This is a genomic window from Acinetobacter sp. AG1 (assembly GCF_001005525.1).
GTDB classification, from domain to species: domain Bacteria; phylum Pseudomonadota; class Gammaproteobacteria; order Pseudomonadales; family Moraxellaceae; genus Acinetobacter; species Acinetobacter modestus.
The window spans coordinates 22,780-46,804 of the sequence record NZ_LBMZ01000109.1 but is presented as its reverse complement, the minus strand read 5'-3'; the positions used below and the strand labels follow the sequence as shown (position 1 = coordinate 46,804).

The following is a 24,025-nucleotide window of genomic DNA, read 5'->3' as shown; positions in this document are numbered from 1 at the left end:
CTATTCAAGGGTGTATATGCATATTTTATTTATTGGTTATGGTAAAACATCTCAGCGCGTTGCTAAACACTTATTTGAGCAAGGTCATCACATTAGCACAATTAGCCGTAGTCCAAAAATGGATTGTTATGCAAGCCACTATATTCAAGATATACACTATTTAGATTTGACTCAGCTTGATCCAATTGATTTGGTTTATGTCATTCTTGCACCTTCGCAGAGCGGCATAGAAGCATATCAACAAACCTATGTTGATAGCGTTGAATCGATTGCTAATGCTCTCAAAAATCATCCTGTTCGACGTATCATCATCGTTTCTTCGACACGAGTTTATGGTGAAAATGCAGGGGAGCGAATCGATGATGAATCAATGATTCAACCCATCGATGAGCAGGGGCATCTGCTTCGGAAGATGGAGTTGTTGTGGCAATCACATTATCCGCATCAGAGTATTATTGTCCGACCAGCAGGAATTTATGGGACCTCAATTGCTCGTTTAAAAAAGCTTGCTGAACAAACACTGACTTATCCAGCCATACATTTTAGTAATCGAATTCATATCGATGATTTAGCCAATTTTTTAGCGTTATTAGCTGTTATAGATATTGTTGAATCAAGTTATATCATCAGTAATAACAATCCTTTACCCATGCATGAAATATTAAGTTGGTTTCAACAATATTTAAAGTTGCCTCAGTTGCAACTTTTGTCTGAGCAAGTGACTGGGAAGCGAATTTATGCAACCCGATTGCCACAAACGGGATTTAAATTTGAACATCAGATTTGCTTTAATGACTATCAGACGCTGTTGTCGGTACATGGTAATGAAAAATAATTAGATTAAACTGCAAGACAATTTGAATAGTTGGTATAGATTTTGATGATAAAATACCAACAGATTCCGTAAAGGAACTGCCTGAGTTGTGCACATGGTTTGTGATGAGGCATTAAGGGGTGGATATGAGAAAAATAATTTTTACGATGATGCTGGGGTTTGTGGCAACAACAAGTTGGGCGGGTGCACAAACATGGTGTGTATTTGATCCATTGGGCACTCAAGGAGACATTAGTCGCCGTTTACAGGATATTCGGCTTTACGCGCTTCAACACAATACTCAGTTGAAATTTGATACTTTTAAAAATGAAAAAGATGCGATTCAGGCATTTGATCAAAATAAATGTTCAGGTTTAGTTGCATCGAACTTTAATACTTATCGTTACAATCATTTTATGGGAAGTACGGGCGGGATTGGTCTGATTTCCAATAATCGTGTTGCGCGTATGCTATTACAGCTACTCACCAATACAAATGTTGAAAAACGTATGTTAGATCAAAATTATGAAGTACTAGGAATGATTCCAATTGGTACGGCATACATGATCATGAATACGCAGCAGATTAATAAAGTTTCGCAATTAAAGAATAAGACCATTGGTATTCTTGAAAATAATCCACCTCAATTGGCATTGGTGCAAAGTGTGTCGGCAAAACCTGTTTATGTAGATTTTGCGACCGCTGTTGATTCTTTCAAGCAAAAGAAGATCGATATTTTGGCTGCGCCTGCGTATGGTGTATTACCTTATAACTTGAAAAAGGAATTTGGCGAATCGACCCAAGTTGTCAATTTTCCAGTCGCGTATTTCGCAATTAATATTGTGATCCGACCTCAAGCTTATTCCACTGGTTTTGGTCACCAAATCCGAAGTTGGTTTGTAAAAAATAGTAATGTTTTAGCCGCTCAGGCGATGCAATGGGAAAATCATTTACCAGCGTATTATTGGGCGGATATTTCGGGTTATGAAAAGCAGGGCTATGAGGCATTGGTTGCTAAGATTCGTAATCGTTATGTGGATTCAGGTTATTATGATGCGTATTTTGTGGAATTAATCAAACGACTAAGATGTCTAGATGATCCGAAATATTTAGAGTGCCGCAAATAAATTGGGTTAGCCAAATTTTTGACTAACCCATCAAAAGTGAATACTGAACAATTAAGCTTTCTTGCGTTTTAAACGACGTTTTGCCTGTTGAGAAGCCATTGCTTCTAAAGCGGTTGCAAGTTCTTCATCTGTAAATGTTGTGATGTGTTGCAACATTTGCAAGGTCGTTTCATCAAGTACTAACTGCGCACCTGCTGCCATTTCACTGAAATTATCATCATATTCAATGAAACCATGTTCATTATTACGAATATAATTTTGTTGTGTCAGAACCTTAATAAAGCTTTGGAACAAAGATTTATCAAAGAATTCAGGTGAGTTGAATTCATATAGAACAGATAAGCGCTGACCTAATAAGTGACTTAACTCTTCGACTTGTTTGGTTGAAATATTGCCAGAACCACGTTGGGTGATCAGTGCAAGCGTCATGTAGTAACGCTCTAAGCTTTGTTTAACTGGCATGCCTAAAGTCAAAAGTTTTTGATGCTCTTCACTATTTGGTGTTGGGCTAAATAAGTTACCATCATGATCTTGGAAAATTAGACCAATTTGCACGAGTGCGTTGATATAGTTATCAATGTGCTGTTGCAATTCAGAAGCTTTCCACTTCATGAATAATTCAGCTTTTAAGAATGGATACAATGTACGAATCACATTGCTTAAATCTGTTTTATTAATCTTACCGTTATGTTCAACCAATGATGCAACCAGTGATGGTAAGACAAAAGCATGTAAGATGTTGTTACGGAAATAGGTTAATAAAACGGCTTGATTGTCTTCTATGGCAATAATATCACCTAGAACATGCTGCACACGTTTGATCAGTTTGAGCTTTAGACCATAAGCAATGATTTCTTTACCTGATAAAGAGGTGACTTGTGTGCGTTCATCATACGGTTGTTGAGTCGCTAAATCACGATAAATATCAAGCTGTTTCGCACAGATCTCTTCATCTAATGTATGCTTTGGCGTTGCTAATAAGATCAAAGATAATAATGAAACAGGGTTGATGACCACTGCGCGATTAATATTTTCTAAAATAACATTAGCTGAGCTTGAAACAACATTCGATACTTCAGCTGGAATTGGCGCATCATTTTTTTCGATCTGAATCTTATCTGCATTATGCTGCTTTAAAATATCATCGAGGAAAACAGGTTCACCAAAGTTAACGTGTACCTTGCCAAAAATTCTTTCAATTTTACGTAAAGTTTTGACGATACCGAAAATTGATTCTGCTTCTTTTGGCTTACCTTGCATTTCACCTACATAAGTTGAGCCTTCCATCAAGCGCTCATAACCAATATACGTCGGTAAGAATACGATTGGCTTAGCACGACCGCGTAAATGACCATGTACGGTCATTGCAAGCATACCTGTCTTCGGTGGTAGCAAGCGACCAGTACGTGAACGACCACCTTCAATGAAGTACTCGATAGGCGTATTGCGCGATAGAATGCTGTATAAATATTCTTTGAATACAGAAGTATACAGTGCATTTCCGCGGAATGAGCGGCGTATGAAAAATGCACCGCCTCCACGCAATAACTGACCTACAAAAGGTAAGTTCAGGTTATCACCCGCAGCAATATATGGAATCATCAAGCCACGTTTATAAATCACATAGGACAATAATAAATAGTCGATATGGCTACGGTGGCATGGTGTGTAAATAATCTCATAGTCTTTCGCAAGTTCGCGAACTGTACTGAAATTATGAACTTCAACGCCGTCATACAGTTGTGTCCATAATCGTGTTAAAGCCATATCTGCGAAGCGTACTGCTGACGCTGAATAATCAGAAACGATTTCATTAACATAGCCAATTGCGCGGCGTTCTGCCTCAAGCATGCTGATTTTATGCTGAATGCTTTCACGACGGATGGCATCTTGTACATCACGTGCTTTTACTACTGACTGCATTACATTACGGCGATCAGATAAGTCAGGACCCAGTACGACTTCACGTTGCTGATCTAGATAAGTATCTAAAGAGCTTGAAATATAAGTTGCAGGGGAAATATTTGGATGATGTTTCTTGGCATAATCTACCAATTCACGTAGAGATTGAGGCTCATGGAATTCTAAATATGAATCACGCCCATGTAAGCCAATATTCATGAGTTGTTTAACTGTACCTGGTGTTGCCCAAGTATCAGAAAATAATAATTTAAACCATGAATCTTCTTTATCAGGTGAGCGTCCCCAAAGTACTGTAACGGGAACTAATTGAACATCTACTTCTTGATTTTGTTCTAATGCTTCGATCAACTGTAGAAGGCGTGGGGGATATGTTTGAGTATTAAAAAAGTTATTTTCATTTTGATGTAAAAATAGAACCGAGTTTTTTTCGTGATAAGTTCCAAAACTCATGGCATCTAAAGCTGGTTTTAAATGAAGGCGACGCGTTTCACCATCAACTACCAAAGCATTACTACGTGAATAATTTTGTAGTACATAGCAAATCACTTTATTTGAATCTGGTGTGCTTTGCTCAGTTGTTGTTGATTCTGTAGGAACTTCACCAAGAACATGTGGAGTGACCACAAGGTCAAGTAACTTACTCGAAAGTTGGCGATACATTTGACCAAATCCAGTCTTGGACATTACAAACTCCTAAATGATAACCTTGAGCATGAGGCGTTGTTATAGTGCCGTAAAACCACAGCGTACGGCATAGCTCGATGAACACAAACGTCAACACGACATTCTGCGATATTCTGCCATGAAACGATATGTTATTTTCTGACAAAATATAGCGTATTTGGTAGATTTTATCGTTAAAAATCGTATTTTTAGCAGTTATAAATAAAGATTAATGTGACGGATGAATCATTTTATCCTGAGCATATTTATTGGAATTTGTGGCACAATCGAAATGATCAATCCTGAATGGATTAGTTGATCTCTCCTCATTGATGTTGGAAGGCTATTACATGAATGCGTTAACTCAAGAACTGGTTGAACTTTTGACTTTGGAAAAGTTGGAAGAACATATTTTTCGAGGCAACAGTCGCAATTTGGTTGGGAAACGAGTATTCGGTGGGCAAGTTCTTGGACAAGCATTAAGAGCGGCGTCATATACCACAAACCGTCCAGCACATTCGTTGCATGCTTATTTTTTATATGGTGGTGATGTCGATGCACCGATCATTTATGAAGTTGATCCATTGCGAGATGGTAAAAGTTTTGCAAGTCGACAAGTGCGTGCAATCCAACATGGACGTACAATTTTCTCGGCGATGGTATCTTTTGCCAATCCAGAAGAAGGCTTAAATTATCAACATAAAGAACCAGAGTATCCGAGTCCTGAAGAGCTGAAGTCTGAGAAAGAATTAAAAGAAAGTATGCTCAATTTCGTTCCAGAAAATGCACGTACGAGTTTTATGCGCGAACGTCATGTTGAAATCAGACCAACTCGACCTGTTAATCCTTTTCAGCCGCAGCCTGAAGCACCATATTATGCGCACTACATTCGTACCCATGATCGTATTGCGGAAAATGTTGATGACGTTTCATTACATCAAGCCATCGTTGCGTTTTATTCAGACTTTACTTTGATGACCACAGCACTGCGTCCACACGGGTTATCTTGGATTTCGCCAAATTTACAATGTGCAAGTATTGATCATACCATTTACTTCCATCGCCCGTTACGTGCTGATGATTGGATGCTTTACGATATGGAAGCAACGATTAGTGCCAGTTCACGCGGTCTGAATTTTGGACGCATGTGGCAGAATGGTCAGCTGGTATGTAGCACTGTGCAAGAGGGGCTAATTCGCTTAAGAGAAATTGAAACCCAGTAAGTTAGATTTGAAAAATTCAAATTAAAGCCATCGTTTAGATGGCTTTTTTTGTCATAAGGTTGTGACAAAAAATTGCTCGATTCTTCAATATGAGCGTGCCATAGTACCCACAAGCTAAAATATTTTATTAATCAGAATGAATTTAAATACACAAATTCTAATCGCAGCCGTACTGGGTGTTATATATGGGTTCTTCTTAACTTTGTATCCGCAGACTAGTTTTGCTGAACATAGTTTGTATGGGCTAGGGATTTTAAGCAGTATTTTTATTGGTTTACTAAAAATGTTGCTCATCCCACTTATTTTTAGTTCGATCGTTGTGGGTGTTTCAAATTTACAGGCTGGTGGACAATTTGGAAGAGTTTGGAAAATTACAGCATTAAGCTGTCTCACGACGACAACCTTAGCTTTGATTTTAGGGATTAGTTGTGCACATCTATTTGAAGTAGGCAAAGGGGTAGATATTCAAATCTTCCAAGAAGCCATGCAAAACCACCAAACGCCAGATACGCTGACGCCTTCAAGTTTTCTGACCAGTTTTATCCAAAATACCTTGATCAATCCTTTTAAAGCATTTAGTGAGGGTAATGTACTTGCAGTTGTGGTCTTTGCGTTATTCCTTGGAGTCGCATTAGTCAAAGGTGGTGAAAGCTTTAGTTTGGTTCGCAATACCTGCCAACAATTCTTTGTCATGATGATGATGCTTGTGGGCTGGGTGATGAAGCTAGCTCCAATCGGTATCTTTGCATTGCTTGCTAAATTGATCGCGACTGAAGATATTTCCGTGTTAAGTCGTTTAGTGGAATTCGCAGTGGTTGTCACAGGAACAACGATTTTTCATGGTGCAATTGTTTTGCCGGCATTGCTTTGGATTTTTGGTAAAATGAATCCAATCACTTTCTTTAAAGGTGCACGCACAGCTTTGGTCACTGCATTTGCGACCAGTTCAAGTTCCGCGACGATGCCACTCAGTATGAAATGTACACAAGAAAATTTAGGTGTGCGACCACAGACGGCAGGTTTTGTGATTCCTTTAGGAACACAATTAAATATGGATGGTACAGCACTTTATGAGGCAGCCGCCGCTTTATTTATTGCAAATTTGATGGGCTTGGACTTGAGTCTAACACAGCAAATTATTGTATGTTTAACTGCCATGATTGCTTCATTGGGAGCACCAGGTATTCCCAGCGCAGGTATGGTGACCATGATTATGGTTTTACAATCAGTTGGTTTGCCTGCGGAAGCGATTGCGATTTTATTACCGATTGATCGAGTATTAGATACTGTACGAACAGTAGTGAATGTACAGGGTGATATGATGATCAGCGTTGTTGTTGATCGTTATGCTAAGCAAGCAGAAGTTGAATCAAGTTGATGCGATTTAAGAAATAAAAAAGCAGGAGAAGACTCCTGCTTTTTTATTGAAATGCTTATGCAGCTTGTTGTAAAGCGCGTTTTGCTGCTGGTGAGTTATTTAAATAATTCACCGCATCTTGAGTATTACCTTCTTTCACAGGATCATACCAAGGCATGAGATAGTCGATTTGTTGAGCGACTAACCAAATTGGATTTGGTAAAACCTGATTATCTTGACGACCAATTTTGTACCATTCCATCCAAACCCATGGTCTAAATAAGCTCGGTTTTTTGTCAGCAAAACGAGGATCTTGACCCATGATATGTGCCGCGCCATCAACCCATAAACCAAGTACACCCACGATTACAGCGACGCTCATGTAATAACGTGCAATATAACCACCACCTAAATGACGATATAGATCAAAGGCAACGGTACGATGTTCGATTTCTTCCGAACCATGCCATTTAATCAGATCAATCATTTCTGGATCGGCACCGAGCTCTTCCCAACGTTTGTTGTACAGTGCGTATTTACCCAATACACAAGTCATGTGTTCAACTGTTGCAATGACGCCTAGACGGAACAAATCCCATTGATGGTCAAGTATTTTAGGAACTTCTTTACCAAAAGGCTTATCAGCTAAAGCTTTGTTAAATAAGAAATCCATAATATCGAGATTACGCTGAATATCAATATTACGTTGGCTAAGATATTCTTTGTTCGCAGACGTATGTGCAACCGCATGCATCGCTTCTTGGCGAATAAATGCTTGAACGTCTTGTTTTAATTTTTCATCAGTAATTTCTGGAAGAACTTTGTTGTATAAGCGGCAGAACCAAAACTCACCAGCAGGCAAAATATTGTTAATTTCATTAATAAAATAACTGGCATAAGGCTGGTTTGGAATCCAATCCACTGGTGTTTTTTCCCAGTCAAACTTCACTTTGCGTGGGAGAATTTTATAGTCAATCGAAGAACCAAGAACTTTGTTCTTCATAAATGATAGTAATTTCATCGTTTAGTCCTAATCGATAGTGCAATGAACCAACACTAAGCAGTATATGAAAACTACCTAGTGTTTGTGTTTAGCAATTCGGGACAATTAGAAATTATTTAATGCATCAAGTTGCATAAAATGCATTATTTATTCTTCAACATCTATTTCTGAAGCTTCTGGGATCTGATCAAGGTCAAATTCTGCTGGTTGATCAAGTGTGAAATTCAAACGGCCACCCATGACGCTTGCCAATTCTTCTAAACCAATTCGATTGAGTGAAGAGAATAATTGAATCGAGAAATCAAGTTTCATTTTCTTCAACTTCTGCTTAATTTCTAATAGTACTTTATTGGCAGGGCCACGGTTTAATTTATCTGCTTTAGTAAGCAGGATATGCACAAACAAATGACGTGAATGTGCCCATTCCAGCATCATTAAGTCAAAGTGTTGTAATGGATGGCGGATGTCCATTAACAGTACTAAGCCTTGTAAGCTTTTACGATGGATGAGGTAGTTTTCAAGTTCTTTTTGCCATACGATTTTCATGGCTTCAGGGACGGCCGCATAACCATAACCTGGTAAATCAACCAAACGTTGATCTGGATTACCTAAGCTAAAAAAGTTGATCATTTGCGTGCGGCCTGGTCTTTTTGAAGCGCGTGCGAGTTGCTTTTGATTAGTTAAAGCATTAATTGCACTCGATTTTCCTGCATTAGAACGACCTGCAAATGCAATTTCATAACCTGTATCTTCTACGCACAAATCCAGTTTAGGCGCACTCATCAAAAATTCAGCTTGGCGTAACCAAGTCAAAGACTGCACTGCATACGCGGTTACAGCAGGATCAGTCTTTTTTTCATAACTGATTTTTTGTTTAGGTGCGAGTTTGGCTTTGGTGTCTTTCGATTTTTCACTACGACGCATAGAAGCTTACTTTTTGAATTGAAATAGCAACGACTATTATAAAGGATGTGAGAGATTCGTGCGAATCTTGATGTTTAGGCTTTTTGAACGAGTTGTAAAAAATCAATATTTGAATTTGTAGAAGAGGGAAGAATACCATATTGCACCACTTCTCCAAGTGTATATTGATCTAGGCTTTGATAAAAACATTCTAAAGCTTGATCCAAAATACTTTTAAGTCCGCAATGAGAGCGTAAAACACAAGGTGGCGTATTACATTCTACGATTTGATGATTGCCTTGTAGGATACGAACAATTTCACCTAGTTTTAAACTTTTGGCTTCAGGATTTAAACGAAGTCCACCACCTTTGCCGCGAATTGTTACGATCCAATGCTGTTTTCCCATGAAGTGAACGATTTTCACTAAATGGTTTTGGGATACATGCAAGTCCCGTGCAATATCTGCAATCGTATACGGTACATCACTCGGACGAGCGACATACATTAAGATTCTGAGTGCATAATCAGTAAACTTATTGAGTTGCATGGGTTTTCACTCAATCTATTGCTTTAAACAGAAAGGGCTAGTCTAACATAGACTAGCCCTATGCAAAACGCAGCACCGATTAGCTGAGTTTTACGCCACCCGTACCGAATGCTTCGCTATGGATATTTTCAGCAGGGATGCCACGAGCAACTAAAGCTTTATGTTGCTCTGCCATAAATGGCATTGGACCACATAGATAATAGTCTGCATTGGCTGGTAATAATCCAGCATCCATTGACACTAAATCTAAGCGACCCGCTGCATCATAATCTTCGCCTAACACGTCACCTTGATGAGGAAACTCATAAGCAGTGAATGTGCTCAGACGTGGATATTTTGCTTTTAGTTCATGGATATGCTTTTTCATGGCATGCACTTGGCTGCTGCGGCAAGCATGAATAAAGCTCACAGGTTGCGGCATATCTAAAGTCACCAATTGATTGAGCATTGCAATCATTGGCGTTAAACCTACACCACCACTAATAAATACATTACGTTTGCTGCTATCAATTAAATAGAAGTTACCTGTTGGTGCAGAAACTTCAATTTCTGAACCCTCAGCTAAGCTATGTAACGTACTAGATACCCAACCACCTGCTAACTCACCTTTTTCATCTTCACGTTTGACTGAAATACGTAAGTAATCTGCTTGAGGGCTCGTTGAAAGCGTATATTGACGTGGTTGTCTTAAATTGAGTTCAGGTACAAACACGCGAACTGAAATATATTGACCTGCTTCATATTTTGGTAACTCACCGCCATCTACGGGTGCTAGATAGAATGAAGTGATCTCATCACTCTCAACGACTTTCTTGGCAATTTTGAAATTACGCCAACCTAACCAACTGCCTTTGGTTTGTTGATGTTGATCATAAATGGCTTTTTCAGTGCTAATAAATAAGTCAGCTAATTGACCATACGCAGCAGCCCATGCACCAATCAATGGGTCTTCCATCGAGATATTTAGTACTTCACTGATTGAATGGAGTAGGTTCTCGCCCACAATACCGTAGTCAGGTGATTGAATATTCAAGCTCACATGTTTATGTGCAATTAACTCAACCACAGGTAAAAGTACAGAAGGGTCTTCGATATTTTCTGCATACGCCAAAACTGCGCCAGCAAGTGCTTGTGCTTGTGCGCCGCTACGTTGATGCCCCATGTTAAAGGTTTCTTTTAATTCTGGGTTGTTGCCTAACATACGATTGTAAAAGTAACCAGTGAGTGCCACACCATTTTCACGGAGTACAGGTACAGTGGCTTTTACAAGGTCAATTTGCTGCGGAGTCATGGGTGATCTCTCTTGGCTATCATTTATAAGATATATTTAAAATATACCTTATAAAATTTATTTGCAAGATCTGTTTTGACTAAAACCATAAAAAAAATAGGGGATAAATGATTATCCCCTGATTTTTAAAATAATAAAGATTTTTATTTGCCAAATAATGAACCAAGTAAACCGCGAACGATCTTTTGACCTGTAGAGCCGCCTAAGCTACGAGCCGCACTTTTTGCAAAAGTTCCCACAATATCTTGGGTGAGTTTTTCTCGATCTCGTTGTGCTTTCTCTGCGGCTTTTTGTTGCTCTTTCGCAAAGCGTTCTTGCTCTTTCGCTTGTTGTTTGGCTAAAGCATCTTGTTCTTTACTTTGCTGCTTTTCTAATTCATCTGCCTGTTTTTGTTGAGACTGTTGTAGCACTTTCTTTTGCAACATTTCATAGGCGCTGTCTCGATCCACTGCCTGATCATAAACCCCTGCGACAATACTTTGCCCAATAATCACTTGGCGTTCTTCTGGTGTTATTGGCGTAAATGAAGAGTAAGGTGGCATGACCCAACCGCGCTCTACAATTTGCGGTGTTCCTTGTTCATCTAGACAACTAATTAATGCTTCACCTACAGCAAGTTCTGTAATCGCTTGATCAACTTTGAATGCTGGATTGGCTCGAAAGGTATCCGCTGCGGTTTTGACCGCCTTTTGATCTTTCGGAGTAAATGCACGTAAGGCATGCTGTACTCGGTTGCCCAATTGCCCTAAGACACTTTCTGGTAAATCCAAAGGATTTTGGGTAATAAAATAAATCCCCACACCTTTAGAGCGAATGAGACGTACTACTTGCTCAATCTTTTGTTGTAAGGCTGGACTGGCATTATCAAACAATAGATGCGCTTCATCGAAAAAGAATACTAACTTCGGTTTATCCATATCACCCACTTCAGGCAACTGTTCAAACAGTTCTGACATCATCCATAGTAAGAATGTGGCATAAAGCTTTGGAGTATTCATCAATTTGTCGGCAGCTAAGATATTAATATAACCGTGACCTTGCGTATCGGTCTGAATAAAATCGAGGATATTCAGGCTAGGCTCACCAAAAAATTGCTCTCCACCTTGATCACCTAAAGCCAATAAATTACGTTGAATCGCCCCAAGACTAGCTGGAGAAAGGTTGCCATATTCGGCTTTTAATTCGGCTGCATTTTCGCTGACATAGGTCAGCATTGCTTTAAGGTCTTTGAAATCAATTAATAAAAGCCCTTGATCATCTGCAACGCGGAAAACGGCCGAAAGAACGCCTTCTTGTGTGTCATTCAGATTGAGCATTTGTGCTAAAAGTAACGGACCAATTTCTGAAATTGTGGTACGAATAGGATGACCTTGTTGCCCAAATAAATCCCAAAAAATAACAGGCGAAGCAGCAAATGGAATGGGGGTAAGTTGTAAGTTTTTTAAACGCTCATCAAATTTGGGGTTGCTACTTCCTGCTTGAGCCAAACTAGAGACATCACCTTTAGCATCTGCCAAAAAGACAGGTACGCCCAGCCGTGAGAAACTTTCGGCTAGTACCTTGAGGGTCACTGTTTTACCTGTGCCTGTCGCACCTGCAATTAAACCGTGGCGGTTTGCAAATTGAGAATGTAAAACAATATCTTGTGTTGTATCTGTGGTTTTTTTTGCAATAACAATGGGTGTATTCATTCTTCACCTATGCTTTATTTCATTCGAGTTGTTTTAGTGCGTTTTGAATATCTTGGATTAAATCGTTTGGATCTTCTAGTCCTATACAGAAACGAACCAATAAACCTTGTTGTAAATGTGTATTTTCTAGTTCTCGCATCTGTTTTAAATCATAAAGCATAACAAGGCTGACAGGGCCGCCCCAACTGAATCCCAACTTAAATAAGTTTAAGCTATCGCAGAATTTTCGAATTGCTGCGAGATCATATTCAGGTTTGAAAATGACACTGACTAAACCTGCACTTTTTCCTGTTTCACAGACTTGCTGCCAAAATAAATGACCTGCTGAATTGGCATCACTTGGATGTAAAACTTGGCAAAATTGAAATTGTTGCTTTAGCCAATCAAGTACTGCTATTGCACTGTTAGATTGTTGTTCATAACGAAGTGGCATATGAGCCAAGCTGCGTTGGATTTGTGCGGTATCATCGCCTGAAACACAGATCCCTTGGGTTGCATGCATACGGTAGAGTTTATGATGTAATTGCGGATCTCGTGTAACTACTGAACCCATTAAAATATCGCCACCGCCACTTGGATATTTAGTTAGCGCATGTATAGTGATGTCGACAGACAGATGCTCATCTGAAAAATCAAATGCATTAAAAGCCAGTCCAGCGCCCCATGTATTATCCAGTGCAGTCAGAACATTCGCTTGCTGCGCTTTTTTAACCAGATTTTTGAGGTCTGGAAACTCTAAAGTGACAGAACCTGCCGCCTCTATCCAGATCAATTTAGTTTTTTCAGTCGGTTGAAAGCTATTCGCATCAATTGGGTTGTAGATTTTGACGTGAATGCCGTAGCGGTCTTGTAGATTCTTTAAGTGTTCCAGATTCGGGCCATAAATATTGTCTGCAACCCAAACTTCATCCCCTGAGCTTAAAAAAGTACTATTTACTAAATTGATTGCAGATAAGCCACTGGGTGCAAGTAAACAATAATTTCCACCTTCAATTCGAGCAATATTATCTCCTAATGTGAACGTCGTCGGTGTACCGTGTGTGCCGTAACTATAATCATAAGGGTCAGTCCAGTGGCGATCAAAAAGGTGCGCTGTTGTTTTAAAAATAATCGTTGATGCACGAAATAGGGGAGGTTGAATCGTTTCTATGTATTGGGGAGCTTGGCGTGGTGCATGAATGAGTGTGGTTTGTAAGCTATTTTGTTTAGTCATGGGGCAAAATTAAATCAATAGAATGATTTAGGTTAAGAGAAAATATCGAATCCTGCTAGTCATTTGCATATTTTGTACAGAAACGTTACGAATCAAAGCTTTTAGTCAAAACTGGCTTTATTTTTGCTAAGACTAATTATCATTCTAACTACAATAGGTTTACGCGCATGAAGTCGCATTTAAGAGTGCATTATTTTCAGCACATTGCTGGTGAAGGTTTTGGCAGTTGCTATGACTATTTAAAGGCACATCAAGCAAAAATTACCGCCACAGAGTTCTTTGCTTTACCCGTTGATTTACCTCTTGAATTGGAGGCTCTACCTAATATTGATGAAGTTGATTTACTGATCATTATGGGAGGAACCATGAGCGTGAATGATGAAGCAAATTATCCTTGGTTAAAATTGGAAAAAAGATGGTTAAGACGTTATCTCTCTGCGGGTAAACCTGCGATTGGTTTATGTTTAGGGGGGCAACTGATTGCTAATGCACTTGGTGCATCTGTGAGTCGAAATCAACATCAAGAACTGGGTTGGATGGACGTAGGTCGTGTTTCACACGTACCTGAAAATTACTTTCAAATACCAGAAAAAATTAACATTATGCAGTGGCATAGCGAAACCTTCGAAATACCCCGTGGAGGAGTCCGTTTAGCGCAGAATAATGTTTGTCAAAATCAAATGTATCAAATTGGGCGCAATGTACTGGGGTTTCAATTTCATCCTGAAATGACACCACATGCTTTGCAATTGTTGATTGAAAATGAAGAAGATAGTGCGGTGTTTAATGGTCAATATGTTCAGCCAATCGCAGAATTAAAAAAAACGATTAAAAGTAAGTTTGAACAAGGTAATCAATTACTAAATCGAGCAATAGAGTATGTGGTGAATGCTTAATCAAGTATAAAACTAAAAAAATAAAAGAAGAATTGCATAAGACTTAAACAATCGTTATAATGGGCGACCCTCAAATGGAGGGCGTTCACTACGAAAAAAGTAGTCAACGCATTACAGTCGTGGCATCGATCATGACCTTAGTGATTTTCACTGCCCTTGACACTTACCAATAAGGTGAGGTGCGTCATGGGTGATTCTTTATATTTTTGGCTTGGAGTTTACTGGTATGTCTAACCAGAGAATTCGTATCCGTTTGAAGTCTTTTGATCATCGCCTGATTGATCAATCTGCTCAAGAGATCGTAGAAACCGCTAAGCGTACTGGCGCACAAGTGTGTGGTCCAATCCCGATGCCTACTCGCATCGAACGCTTCAACGTTCTTACTTCACCACACGTCAACAAAGACGCTCGTGATCAGTACGAAATCCGCACTTATAAACGTTTGATCGACATCGTTCAACCTACAGATAAAACTGTTGATGCATTGATGAAGTTAGATCTTGCTGCTGGTGTTGATGTTCAGATCGCTTTGGGTTAAGGCTTTCGGTTAATTAACGTTAAGTTAATTAGGCCGCTTTTTTAGAGGTTTATGCACATGGCTATTGGTTTAGTCGGTCGCAAATGTGGTATGACTCGCGTCTTTACAGATGCTGGTGTATCTGTACCTGTTACAGTTATCGAAGTCGATCCAAACCGCATTACGCAAATCAAAACACTTGAAACTGATGGTTATCAAGCAATCCAAGTAACTACTGGTGAACGTCGCGAATCGCGCGTAACTAACGCTCAGAAAGGTCACTTCGCGAAAGCGGGTGTTGCTGCTGGTCGTTTAGTTAAAGAGTTCCGTGTTACTGAAGCTGAGCTTGAAGGCCGTGAAGTTGGTGCTTCTATCGGTGTTGATTTGTTCACAGTTGGTCAAATTGTTGACGTAACTGGTCAATCAAAAGGTAAAGGCTTCCAAGGTGGTGTTAAGCGTTGGAATTTCCGTACGCAAGATGCTACTCATGGTAACTCTGTATCTCACCGTGTATTAGGTTCTACAGGTCAAAACCAGACTCCTGGTCGCGTGTTCAAAGGCAAGAAAATGGCTGGTCACTTAGGTGATGAACGCGTAACAGTTCAAGGTCTTGAAATTGTATCTATTGACGCTGAACGTTCTGTTTTAGTTGTTAAAGGTGCTGTTCCTGGTGCAACGAATGGTGACGTTATTGTACGTCCTACCATCAAGGCCTGAGGGGAAATACTGTGAATTTAAAAACTGTTTCCGGCTCTGCTGTTGAATTGTCTGAAGTTGCTTTCGGACGTGAGTTTAACGAAGCGCTTGTACACCAAGTTGTTACAGCTTACTTAGCTGGTGGTCGTCAAGGTTCGAAAGCTCAGAAATCACGTGCAGACGTTTCTGGCGGTGGTAAAAAACCATTCCGTCAAAAAGGTACTGGTCGCGCTCGTGCGGGTTCTATTCGTAGCCCGATCTGGGTTGGTGGTGGTAAAACTTTTGCTGCTCGCCCACAAGATTGGTCTCAAAAAGTAAACCGTAAGATGTATCGCGGTGCAATGCAATGTATCTTAGCTGAACTTGTTCGCCAAGATCGTCTTGTATTAGTTGAAGAGTTTGCTGTTGCAGCTCCAAAAACTAAAGACTTGCTTGCAAAACTTACAGACTTGAATGCAACTCGTGCATTGATCATTACAGATGCTGTAGATGAGAACTTGTATCTTGCAGCTCGCAACCTTCCACACGTTGATGTGGTTGATGCTACTGCTATTGATCCTGTTAGCCTGATTGCATTTGATAAAGTTGTAATGTCTGTAGCTGCTGCTAAGAAAATTGAGGTAGAACTCGGATGAACAACGAACGTATCTATCAAGTCCTATTAGGACCAGTATTCTCAGAAAAAGCACAAGTTTTAGGTGATACTGCTGGTGTTCAAGTGTTCAAAGTTGCATTAAATGCAAACAAACTTGAAATCAAAAAAGCAGTTGAGCAGCTCTTTGGTGTTGAAGTTGTAAAAATTAATACAACGATCACTAAAGGTAAAACAAAACGCTTTGGTAAAACATTAGGACGTCGTTCTGATGTGAAAAAAGCATACGTCACCCTGAAAGCTGGCCAAGATGTAGAAATGGCTGACTTGGGCGATACCGCTGAAAACGCAGCGGAATAAGGACGAGAATTATGCCAATTCAAAAATGTAAGCCAACGTCTCCAGGACGTCGCTTTGTAGAGAAAGTGGTTCATGACCATCTTCACAAAGGCGCTCCTTATGCACCGTTGGTAGAAGCTAAAAAACGTACTGGTGGTCGTAATAACAATGGTCACATCACTACACGTCATGTGGGTGGTGGTCATAAGCAAAACTACCGTATTGTTGACTTTAAACGTAACAAAGATGGTATTCCAGCGACTGTAGAGCGCATCGAATACGATCCTAACCGTACAGCTCATATTGCTTTATTGAAATATGCTGATGGTGAACGTCGTTACATCATTGCACCTAAAGGCTTACGTGCTGGTGATAAAGTACAATCTGGTAACGATGCTCCAATTCGTCCAGGTAACTGCTTACCACTTCGCAACATGCCAATCGGTTCTACACTTCACAACCTTGAACTTAAAATCGGTAAAGGTGCTCAATTAGCACGTTCTGCTGGTACTTCAGTTCAGTTGTTGGGTCGTGATGGTTCTTACGCTATCGTTCGTTTACGTTCTGGTGAAATGCGTAAAGTACACGTTGAATGTCGTGCTGTAATTGGTGAAGTTTCTAACCAAGAAAGCAACCTTCGTTCATTGGGTAAAGCTGGTGCTGCGCGCTGGCGTGGTATTCGTCCTACCGTTCGTGGTATGGCGATGAACCCGGTAGATCACCCGCACGGTGGTGGTGAAGGACGTAGTAAAGGTATTCAACCTGTAAGTCCATGGGGTCAAAAAGCTAAAGGGTACAAGACACGTACCAATAAGCGTACGACTAAGATGATTATTCGCGACCGTCGCGTCAAGTAAGGGAATCTGAATAATGCCTCGTTCATTAAAAAAAGGTCCATTCGTCGACGCGCATTTGTTCGCTAAGGTTGAAGCTGCGATTGCTGCTAATAACCGTAAGCCGATCAAAACATGGTCACGTCGTTCAATGATCCTTCCAGACTTTGTTGGTTTAACAATTTCTGTTCACAATGGCCGTAACCACGTTCCAGTAATTGTTACTGAACACATGGTTGGTCATAAATTGGGTGAATTCGCGCCAACTCGTACCTATCGTGGTCACGGTGTTGATAAGAAGTCTAAACGTTAATAGGTGCTATGATGGAAGTAACTGCTAAATTACGCGGTGCCGCTATCTCGGCACAAAAAGCACGTTTAGTTGCTGATTTGATCCGTGGTAAGTCGGTTGCACGTGCGATAGACATTTTGAACTTCAGTAACAAGAAAGCAGCTGTGCTCGTTAAAAAAGCACTTGAATCTGCAATCGCGAATGCTGAACACAACAACAGCTTAGATGTTGATGACCTTAAAGTAACTACGATTTACGTTGATGAAGGCATGAGCCTTAAACGTATCATGCCACGTGCTAAAGGCCGTGCAGATCGTATTACTAAGCGTACTTGTCACATCACCGTTAAGGTAGGGGTTTGATATGGGTCAGAAGGTTCATCCAATCGGTATCCGCCTAGGTGTTGTGAAACGTCATAACGCTAACTGGTATGCGAGTCCGAAACAATACGCTGAATACTTGCTTAAAGATCTTCAAGTTCGTGAGTTTTTGCTTAAAAAACTTAAGAATGCGATGGTAAGCAATATTCTTATCGAACGTCCTACAGGCGCTGCTAAAGTAACAATTAGCACTGCTCGTCCTGGTATCGTTATTGGTAAGAAAGGCGAAGATATTGAGAAATTACAGCGCGAACTCACCAACATTATGGGTGTTCCAGCTCAAGTTAGCATCAATGAAATTGATCGCCCTGACTTGGATGCACGTTTAGTTGCTGAAGCAATTGCTTCTCAATTAGAAAAGCGTGTTATGTTCCGTCGTGCTATGAAGCGTGCGGTTCAAAACACAATGCGTGCTGGCGCTAAAGGTATCAAAGTTGAAGTTTCTGGCCGTTTAGGTGGTGCAGAGATCGCTCGTACTGAGTGGTATCGTGAAGGTCGTGTACCTTTGCATACACTTCGTGCTGACATCGACTATGCTACTATGCGTGCAGAAACAACATACGGTACGATCGGTGTTAAAGTTTGGATTTTCCGTGGTGAGATTTTAGGTGGCATGAAACAAGTCATGAACCCTGCTCCTGCTGAAGAGCGTCCAGCTAAACGCGGTCGTGGTCGTGGTGAAGGTCAAGAGCGTCGTGGTCGTCGCGGTGACCGTGCTGCTGACAAGGGAGAATAATCCATGTTGCAACCTAAACGTACCAAATTCCGTAAAGTGCACAAAGGCCGTAACACTGGTCTAGCGCATCGTGGTAGTACAGTATCATTTGGTTCGATTGCAATTAAAGCAACTGAACGTGGTCGTATGACTGCGCGTCAGATTGAAGCTGCACGTCGTACCATTAGCCGTCGTATTAAACGTGGTGGTAAAATCTTCATCCGCGTATTCCCAGACAAACCAATTACCGAAAAACCATTAGAAGTTCGTATGGGTAAAGGTAAGGGTAGCGTGGAATACTGGGTTTGTCAGATACAGCCAGGTAAGATCCTGTACGAAATTGAAGGTGTTAGCGATGAGTTAGCGCGTGAAGCTTTTGCTTTAGCTGCAGCTAAACTCCCGTTTAAAACCACTATCGTGACTCGGACGGTGATGTAATGAAAATTAAAGATCTACGTGAAAAGTCGGTAGAAGAGTTGAAAGCTTTGCTTGATGAGCAACAGCTTAACCAATTCCGTCTTCGTATGGCGAAAGCAACTGGTCAATTAGGCAAATCGCATGAAGTGCAAATTGCTCGTAAGACAATTGCTCGTATCAAGACACTCCTTACCGAAAAACAGGGGAACGGACAATGAGTGAAAAAACAGTCCGCACGTTAACCGGCAAAGTTGTAAGTGACAAAATGGACAAGTCTATTGTTGTGCTTATTGAACGCCGCGTTCAACACCCGTTGTACGGCAAATCAATCCGCCGTTCAACTAAATTACACGCTCATGATGAGAACAATGTTGCTAAAACTGGCGACTTAGTGACCATCAAAGAAAGCCGCCCAATTTCTAAAACTAAAGCTTGGACTTTAGTGGAAGTCGTTGAAGCAGCTGCTGAGTAATTAGACGTTCTTGTTGCATCATCGGACAATTTCGAGTACTCTTTGAGCCTTTCGAAATTGCGACCGGTGATGCTCGGTTTTGGAGTAGGGCAATGATTCAAACCGAAAGTATGCTCGACGTAGCAGACAACAGTGGTGCACGCCGCGTACAATGTATTAAAGTACTTGGTGGTTCACACCGTCGTTATGCTTCAGTTGGCGATATTATTAAAGTTACTGTAAAAGAAGCAATTCCGCGCGCACGTGTTAAAAAAGGTGACGTGATGAATGCTGTAGTTGTACGTACAAAATTCGGCATCCGTCGTCCAGATGGTTCTGTTATTCGTTTCGACGATAACGCAGCTGTTATTTTGAACAACAACAAAGCTCCGATTGCTACTCGTATCTTCGGACCAGTGACTCGTGAACTTCGTACTGAACAGTTCATGAAAATCATTTCATTGGCTCCTGAAGTTTTATAAGAGGCAATCATGGCTAAGATTAAAAAAGGCGATCAAGTAATTGTGATCGCAGGTAAAGAAAAAGGCAAACAAGGTGTTGTTTTGTCTGTTTCTGAAGATCGAGTTAAGGTCGAAGGTCTTAACTTAGTGAAGAAGCATCAAAAGCCAAACCGTGTAACTGGCGCTGAAGGCGGTATCGTTACTCAAGAGGCAACGCTTCATATTTCAAACGTGGCAATTTTTAATGCTACAACCCAAAAGGCTGACCGTATTGGTTACCAAGTGATTGATGGCGCGAAAACTCGTGTTTATAAATCAAATGGTGAATCAGTGGCGGTAGCGAAGTAATAGGTTGAATAGGCGATGGCCAGACTTAAAGCACGTTATAACGACGAACTTAAAGCGAAGTTACAAGAAGAACTTGGCGTTAAGAATGTGATGGATATTCCTCGCATCACGAAAATCACTCTTAACATGGGTGTAGGCGCAGCTGCAACTGATAAGAAATTATTAGATGGCGCTGTTGCTGATATGCAACTCATTGCTGGTCAAAAACCAGTTGTGACACTTGCACGTAAATCAATCGCTGGTTTTAAAATCCGTGATGGTTGGCCAATTGGTTGTAAAGTTACTTTACGTGGCGACCAAATGTACGAATTCTTGGATCGTTTGATCTCGATCGCTATCCCTCGTATCCGTGACTTCCGTGGTTTCTCTTCGAAATCATTTGATGGTCGTGGTAACTACTCTATGGGTTTAAAAGAGCAGATCGTTTTCCCTGAAATCGATTTTGACAAAATTGATCGTATCCGTGGTTTAGATATCACTATTACGACCACTGCTCGTAGCGATGACGAAGGCCGTGCGCTTATGCGTGCATTCGGCTTCCCGTTCAAATAAGAGGTCGATATGGCTAAGAAAGGTATGATTAATCGCGAATTGAAACGCGAAAAGACAGTTGCTAAATACGCTGCAAAACGTGCTGAATTAAAAGCAACGATTGCAAACGTAAATGCTTCTGATGAAGAACGTTTCGAAGCGATGATGAAGTTACAAGCATTACCACGTAATGCATCTCCAGTACGTCTTCGTAACCGCTGTGGTTTAACTGGTCGTCCTCATGGTTACTTCCGTAAGTTCGGTTTAAGCCGTAACAAATTACGCGATACAGTAATGCAGGGTGATGTACCAGGCGTTGTTAAAGCAAGCTGGTAAGGAGCGACTATAATGAGTATGCAAGATACCGTTGCCGACATGTTAACGCGTGTTCGTAACGCTCAAATGGCAAAGAAACAAGTTGTTTCTATGCCTTCTTCTAAGTTGAAGGTTGCTATTGCAAACGTTCTTCAACAAGAAGGTTATATTTCAAATGTAGAAGTTGCTCAAGAAGATGCAAAAGCTACTTTGACTATTACGTTAAAATATTTCGAAGGCAAACCAGTTATCGAAACTGTGAAGCGCGTAAGCCGTCCAGGTCTACGTCAGTATCGCGGTAAAGATGCACTTCCAAGCGTTAAGCAAGGTTTAGGTATTGCAATTGTTTCTACAAGCAAAGGCATCATGACTGATCGCGCTGCACGTGCTGCGGGCGTTGGTGGTGAAGTTATTGCTTTTGTTTCTTAATAGGTGATTCCTCATGTCTCGTGTGGCTAAAGCCCCAGTAACTGTACCTAATGGTGTAACAGTTACTCAGAACGGCCGGCAGGTCGAAGTGAAAGGCACTAAAGGTACATTGTCTTTCAACCTGCATGCGCTGGTCGAGCTAAAACAGGAAGAAGGTAAACTTCAACTTGCTCCAGTTAAAGAGTCGAAAGATGCTTGGATGCAAGCTGGTACTGCTCGCGCTGTATTGAACAACCTTGTAAAAGGTGTTAGCGAAGGCTTCGAACGTAAGTTACAGCTAGTTGGTGTTGGTTACAAAGCAGCAGTTAAAGGCACTGTCGTTAACCTTGCTTTAGGTTATTCACACCCAATTGACTACGCTTTACCAGAAGGTGTAACAGCGGAAACTCCAACTGCAACTGAAATCATTTTGAAATCAGCAAACAAGCAGTTGTTAGGTCAAGTAGCAGCGGAAATCCGTGCATACCGTTCTCCTGAACCATATAAAGGTAAAGGTGTTCGTTATTCGGATGAAGTTATTCTTCGTAAAGAAGCTAAGAAGAAATAAGGCGCGAGGTTCTTATGAACGAAAAGAAACAAACCCGTTTGCGTCGTGCAAAAAGCACACGCTTGCACATTCGTGCATTGGGTGCGACTCGTTTGTGTGTAAACCGCACTCCGCGTCACATCTATGCTCAAGTTATTTCAGCAGATGGTGGCAAAGTTTTAGCGCAAGCTTCAACTTTAGATGCATCTTTGCGTAGTGGTGCGACTGGTAATATCGATGCAGCAACTAAGGTTGGTGCTTTAATCGCAGAACGTGCTAAAGCAGCTGGCGTTACTAAAGTTGCATTTGACCGTTCTGGTTTTAAATATCATGGTCGTATCAAAGCCTTGGCTGATGCTGCTCGTGAAGGCGGCTTGGAGTTCTAATCATGGCGAAAGTTGAACAAAACGAAGGTCTCGTTGAAAAGCTGGTTGCCGTTGATCGTGTAGCCAAAGTTGTTAAGGGTGGTCGTATCTTCTCTTTCACAGCATTAACTGTTGTGGGTGATGGTAATGGTCGTGTAGGTTTTGGTCGTGGTAAAGCACGTGAAGTTCCAGCTGCTATTTCTAAAGCACTTGAAGCTGCACGTCGTAACATGATTACTGTAGACCTTGCGGGGACTACTTTACAACACCCTGTGAATGCTCGTCATGGTGCAAGCCGTGTATACATGCAACCTGCTTCAGAAGGTACTGGCGTAATTGCTGGTGGCGCGATGCGTGCTGTTCTCGAAGCTGCAGGTGTACATAACGTACTTGCTAAATGTTATGGTTCTACAAATGCTGCTAACGTAGTAAACGCAACTTTCAAAGGTTTGCGTGATATGACTTCTCCTGAGAAAGTCGCTGCGAAACGTGGTCTTTCAGTAGAACAAATTCAAGGGTAATCAATCATGAAAACGATTAAAGTTACCCAGACTAAATCTTCTTCGCATCGTTTAAAAAATCATAAACTTTGCTTACAAGGTCTAGGTCTGCGTCGTATTGGTCATACTGTAGAAGTGCAAGATACGCCTTCTAACCGTGGTATGGTCAACAAAGTTTACTATATGGTTAGTGTAGAGGAATAAGCCATGACTCTGCGTTTAAATGAACTTGCACCTGCTGAAGGTGCTAAGCGTGAAAATCGTCGTCTAGGTCGTGGTATCGGCTCTGGCGTTGGTAAGACTGGTGGTCGTGGTATCAAGGGTCAAAACTCACGTAAAAGTGGTGGTACTCGTCCAGGCTTTGAAGGCGGTCAAACAGCGTTATATCGTCGTTTACCAAAATTCGGTTTCACTAGCCAAATCGCTTTGAAAACTGCTGAAGTACGTTTGTCTGAATTGAATAAAGTTGAAGGTGATGTAATTAGCCTTGAAACTTTAAAAGCTGCGAACGTTGTTCGTCGTGATCAAATTCGTGCTCGCATCGTTCTTTCTGGTGAAATCACTCGCGCATTCACTGTTCAAGGTGTTGTGTTGACTAAAGGCGCTAAAGCTGCTGTTGAAGCTGCTGGCGGTAAAGTCGAGGAGTAATCTCGAGTGTCTATGACT

The 24,025-nt window shown here is 40.9% G+C and carries 32 protein-coding genes and 1 pseudogene; 26 read left to right on the top strand and 7 right to left on the bottom strand.

The window, feature by feature from the left end; genetic code table 11:
* Positions 1–16: 16 nt before the first annotated feature.
* Positions 17–835, top strand: a complete 819-nt coding sequence (locus tag AAV96_RS08615) for an NAD-dependent epimerase/dehydratase family protein (RefSeq protein ID WP_046738982.1) — start codon at positions 17–19, stop codon at positions 833–835.
* Positions 836–960: 125 nt separating this feature from the next.
* Positions 961–1,941, top strand: coding sequence for a putative solute-binding protein (locus tag AAV96_RS08610; protein ID WP_046738981.1), 981 nt, complete (start codon positions 961–963; stop codon positions 1,939–1,941).
* 51 nt (positions 1,942–1,992) lie between these two features.
* Here the strand turns inward: AAV96_RS08610 and plsB are convergent, their stop codons facing one another.
* A complete protein-coding gene (gene plsB / locus AAV96_RS08605) occupies positions 1,993–4,548 on the bottom strand; it encodes a glycerol-3-phosphate 1-O-acyltransferase PlsB (protein ID WP_004660325.1) in 2,556 nt (851 codons plus the stop codon).
* A 329-nt stretch (positions 4,549–4,877) separates the two neighbouring features.
* Here plsB and AAV96_RS08600 point away from each other — a divergent pair, with 329 nt between their 5' ends.
* Together AAV96_RS08600 and AAV96_RS08595 are read left to right on the top strand one after the other, a co-directional pair.
* The gene (locus AAV96_RS08600; protein WP_004660328.1) at positions 4,878–5,750 is read left to right on the top strand and encodes an acyl-CoA thioesterase; all 873 of its coding nucleotides are present in this window, start codon (positions 4,878–4,880) and stop codon (positions 5,748–5,750) included.
* A 136-nt stretch (positions 5,751–5,886) separates the two neighbouring features.
* On the top strand, positions 5,887–7,128 hold the full coding sequence (locus tag AAV96_RS08595) for a dicarboxylate/amino acid:cation symporter (RefSeq protein WP_046738980.1): 1,242 nt from the start codon (positions 5,887–5,889) through the stop codon (positions 7,126–7,128).
* A gap of 55 nt (positions 7,129–7,183) precedes the next feature.
* On the opposite strand, the gene AAV96_RS08590 is transcribed toward AAV96_RS08595, so the two are convergent.
* The 6 genes from AAV96_RS08590 to AAV96_RS08565 form a co-directional block, all read right to left on the bottom strand.
* A complete protein-coding gene (locus tag AAV96_RS08590; RefSeq protein WP_004660332.1) occupies positions 7,184–8,128 on the bottom strand; it encodes a metal-dependent hydrolase in 945 nt (314 codons plus the stop codon).
* Positions 8,129–8,257: 129 nt separating this feature from the next.
* Entirely contained in the window at positions 8,258–9,034 is a 777-nt protein-coding gene (yihA, locus tag AAV96_RS08585) for a ribosome biogenesis GTP-binding protein YihA/YsxC (protein WP_046738979.1), read from the bottom strand.
* Between the two features lie 74 nt (positions 9,035–9,108).
* The gene (locus tag AAV96_RS08580; RefSeq protein ID WP_004660334.1) at positions 9,109–9,561 is read right to left on the bottom strand and encodes an RrF2 family transcriptional regulator; all 453 of its coding nucleotides are present in this window, start codon (positions 9,559–9,561) and stop codon (positions 9,109–9,111) included.
* Positions 9,562–9,640: 79 nt separating this feature from the next.
* Positions 9,641–10,852: an NO-inducible flavohemoprotein gene (hmpA, locus tag AAV96_RS08575; RefSeq protein WP_005219633.1), complete on the bottom strand. Its 1,212-nt coding sequence runs from the start codon at positions 10,850–10,852 to the stop codon at positions 9,641–9,643.
* 143 nt (positions 10,853–10,995) lie between these two features.
* The gene (locus AAV96_RS08570) at positions 10,996–12,543 is read right to left on the bottom strand and encodes a helicase HerA-like domain-containing protein (protein ID WP_046738978.1); all 1,548 of its coding nucleotides are present in this window, start codon (positions 12,541–12,543) and stop codon (positions 10,996–10,998) included.
* A 19-nt stretch (positions 12,544–12,562) separates the two neighbouring features.
* Positions 12,563–13,756, bottom strand: a complete 1,194-nt coding sequence (locus tag AAV96_RS08565) for a PLP-dependent transferase (RefSeq protein WP_046738977.1) — start codon at positions 13,754–13,756, stop codon at positions 12,563–12,565.
* Positions 13,757–13,923: 167 nt separating this feature from the next.
* Between AAV96_RS08565 and AAV96_RS08560 the strand changes: the two genes are divergently transcribed.
* From AAV96_RS08560 to rplO, 22 genes and pseudogenes are all read left to right on the top strand, one after another.
* Complete coding sequence (locus AAV96_RS08560) at positions 13,924–14,652, top strand: type 1 glutamine amidotransferase (protein WP_004660342.1); 729 nt, start codon at positions 13,924–13,926, stop codon at positions 14,650–14,652.
* Between the two features lie 226 nt (positions 14,653–14,878).
* Complete coding sequence (gene rpsJ / locus AAV96_RS08555; RefSeq protein ID WP_000070912.1) at positions 14,879–15,190, top strand: 30S ribosomal protein S10; 312 nt, start codon at positions 14,879–14,881, stop codon at positions 15,188–15,190.
* Positions 15,191–15,247: 57 nt separating this feature from the next.
* Positions 15,248–15,886, top strand: coding sequence for a 50S ribosomal protein L3 (gene rplC / locus AAV96_RS08550; RefSeq protein WP_004660344.1), 639 nt, complete (start codon positions 15,248–15,250; stop codon positions 15,884–15,886).
* A gap of 11 nt (positions 15,887–15,897) precedes the next feature.
* On the top strand, positions 15,898–16,500 hold the full coding sequence (gene rplD, locus AAV96_RS08545; RefSeq protein ID WP_004660347.1) for a 50S ribosomal protein L4: 603 nt from the start codon (positions 15,898–15,900) through the stop codon (positions 16,498–16,500).
* Positions 16,497–16,817: a 50S ribosomal protein L23 gene (gene rplW, locus AAV96_RS08540; RefSeq protein WP_004641070.1), complete on the top strand. Its 321-nt coding sequence runs from the start codon at positions 16,497–16,499 to the stop codon at positions 16,815–16,817. Before rplD ends, rplW begins: the two co-directional genes overlap by 4 nt.
* Before the next feature lie 11 nt (positions 16,818–16,828).
* Positions 16,829–17,653 (top strand): 50S ribosomal protein L2, encoded by an 825-nt coding sequence (gene rplB, locus AAV96_RS08535; protein WP_004660349.1) that lies wholly within the window; start codon positions 16,829–16,831, stop codon positions 17,651–17,653.
* Positions 17,654–17,666: 13 nt separating this feature from the next.
* The gene (gene rpsS, locus AAV96_RS08530; protein WP_004641066.1) at positions 17,667–17,942 is read left to right on the top strand and encodes a 30S ribosomal protein S19; all 276 of its coding nucleotides are present in this window, start codon (positions 17,667–17,669) and stop codon (positions 17,940–17,942) included.
* An 11-nt stretch (positions 17,943–17,953) separates the two neighbouring features.
* Positions 17,954–18,283, top strand: coding sequence for a 50S ribosomal protein L22 (rplV, locus tag AAV96_RS08525; protein WP_004657676.1), 330 nt, complete (start codon positions 17,954–17,956; stop codon positions 18,281–18,283).
* A gap of 1 nt (position 18,284) precedes the next feature.
* A pseudogene (rpsC, locus tag AAV96_RS08520) lies at positions 18,285–19,101 on the top strand (30S ribosomal protein S3).
* Entirely contained in the window at positions 19,041–19,454 is a 414-nt protein-coding gene (gene rplP, locus AAV96_RS08515) for a 50S ribosomal protein L16 (protein ID WP_004657678.1), read from the top strand. Before rpsC ends, rplP begins: the two are co-directional and overlap by 61 nt.
* Positions 19,454–19,651 (top strand): 50S ribosomal protein L29, encoded by a 198-nt coding sequence (rpmC, locus tag AAV96_RS08510; RefSeq protein ID WP_004660354.1) that lies wholly within the window; start codon positions 19,454–19,456, stop codon positions 19,649–19,651. The genes rplP and rpmC overlap by 1 nt, the downstream gene beginning before the upstream one ends.
* Positions 19,648–19,905, top strand: coding sequence for a 30S ribosomal protein S17 (gene rpsQ / locus AAV96_RS08505; protein ID WP_004641057.1), 258 nt, complete (start codon positions 19,648–19,650; stop codon positions 19,903–19,905). The genes rpmC and rpsQ overlap by 4 nt, the downstream gene beginning before the upstream one ends.
* A gap of 92 nt (positions 19,906–19,997) precedes the next feature.
* Positions 19,998–20,366 carry a 50S ribosomal protein L14 gene (rplN, locus tag AAV96_RS08500; RefSeq protein WP_004657680.1) on the top strand — a complete coding sequence of 123 codons (369 nt, stop codon included), beginning with the start codon at positions 19,998–20,000 and terminating at the stop codon, positions 20,364–20,366.
* Between the two features lie 9 nt (positions 20,367–20,375).
* Positions 20,376–20,693: a 50S ribosomal protein L24 gene (gene rplX / locus AAV96_RS08495; RefSeq protein WP_004641054.1), complete on the top strand. Its 318-nt coding sequence runs from the start codon at positions 20,376–20,378 to the stop codon at positions 20,691–20,693.
* Positions 20,694–20,708: 15 nt separating this feature from the next.
* On the top strand, positions 20,709–21,245 hold the full coding sequence (rplE, locus tag AAV96_RS08490) for a 50S ribosomal protein L5 (protein ID WP_004660357.1): 537 nt from the start codon (positions 20,709–20,711) through the stop codon (positions 21,243–21,245).
* A gap of 9 nt (positions 21,246–21,254) precedes the next feature.
* On the top strand, positions 21,255–21,560 hold the full coding sequence (gene rpsN, locus AAV96_RS08485; RefSeq protein WP_004660360.1) for a 30S ribosomal protein S14: 306 nt from the start codon (positions 21,255–21,257) through the stop codon (positions 21,558–21,560).
* A 12-nt stretch (positions 21,561–21,572) separates the two neighbouring features.
* Positions 21,573–21,968, top strand: coding sequence for a 30S ribosomal protein S8 (gene rpsH, locus AAV96_RS08480; RefSeq protein WP_004660361.1), 396 nt, complete (start codon positions 21,573–21,575; stop codon positions 21,966–21,968).
* A 13-nt stretch (positions 21,969–21,981) separates the two neighbouring features.
* Positions 21,982–22,515, top strand: a complete 534-nt coding sequence (rplF, locus tag AAV96_RS08475; protein ID WP_004660363.1) for a 50S ribosomal protein L6 — start codon at positions 21,982–21,984, stop codon at positions 22,513–22,515.
* Positions 22,516–22,529: 14 nt separating this feature from the next.
* Positions 22,530–22,880, top strand: coding sequence for a 50S ribosomal protein L18 (rplR, locus tag AAV96_RS08470; protein ID WP_004660364.1), 351 nt, complete (start codon positions 22,530–22,532; stop codon positions 22,878–22,880).
* A 2-nt stretch (positions 22,881–22,882) separates the two neighbouring features.
* Entirely contained in the window at positions 22,883–23,380 is a 498-nt protein-coding gene (rpsE, locus tag AAV96_RS08465) for a 30S ribosomal protein S5 (protein WP_004657688.1), read from the top strand.
* 6 nt (positions 23,381–23,386) lie between these two features.
* Positions 23,387–23,563, top strand: a complete 177-nt coding sequence (gene rpmD, locus AAV96_RS08460) for a 50S ribosomal protein L30 (RefSeq protein ID WP_003653652.1) — start codon at positions 23,387–23,389, stop codon at positions 23,561–23,563.
* 3 nt (positions 23,564–23,566) lie between these two features.
* Positions 23,567–24,007, top strand: coding sequence for a 50S ribosomal protein L15 (rplO, locus tag AAV96_RS08455; RefSeq protein WP_004660366.1), 441 nt, complete (start codon positions 23,567–23,569; stop codon positions 24,005–24,007).
* The last annotated feature ends 18 nt before the right edge of the window (positions 24,008–24,025 follow it).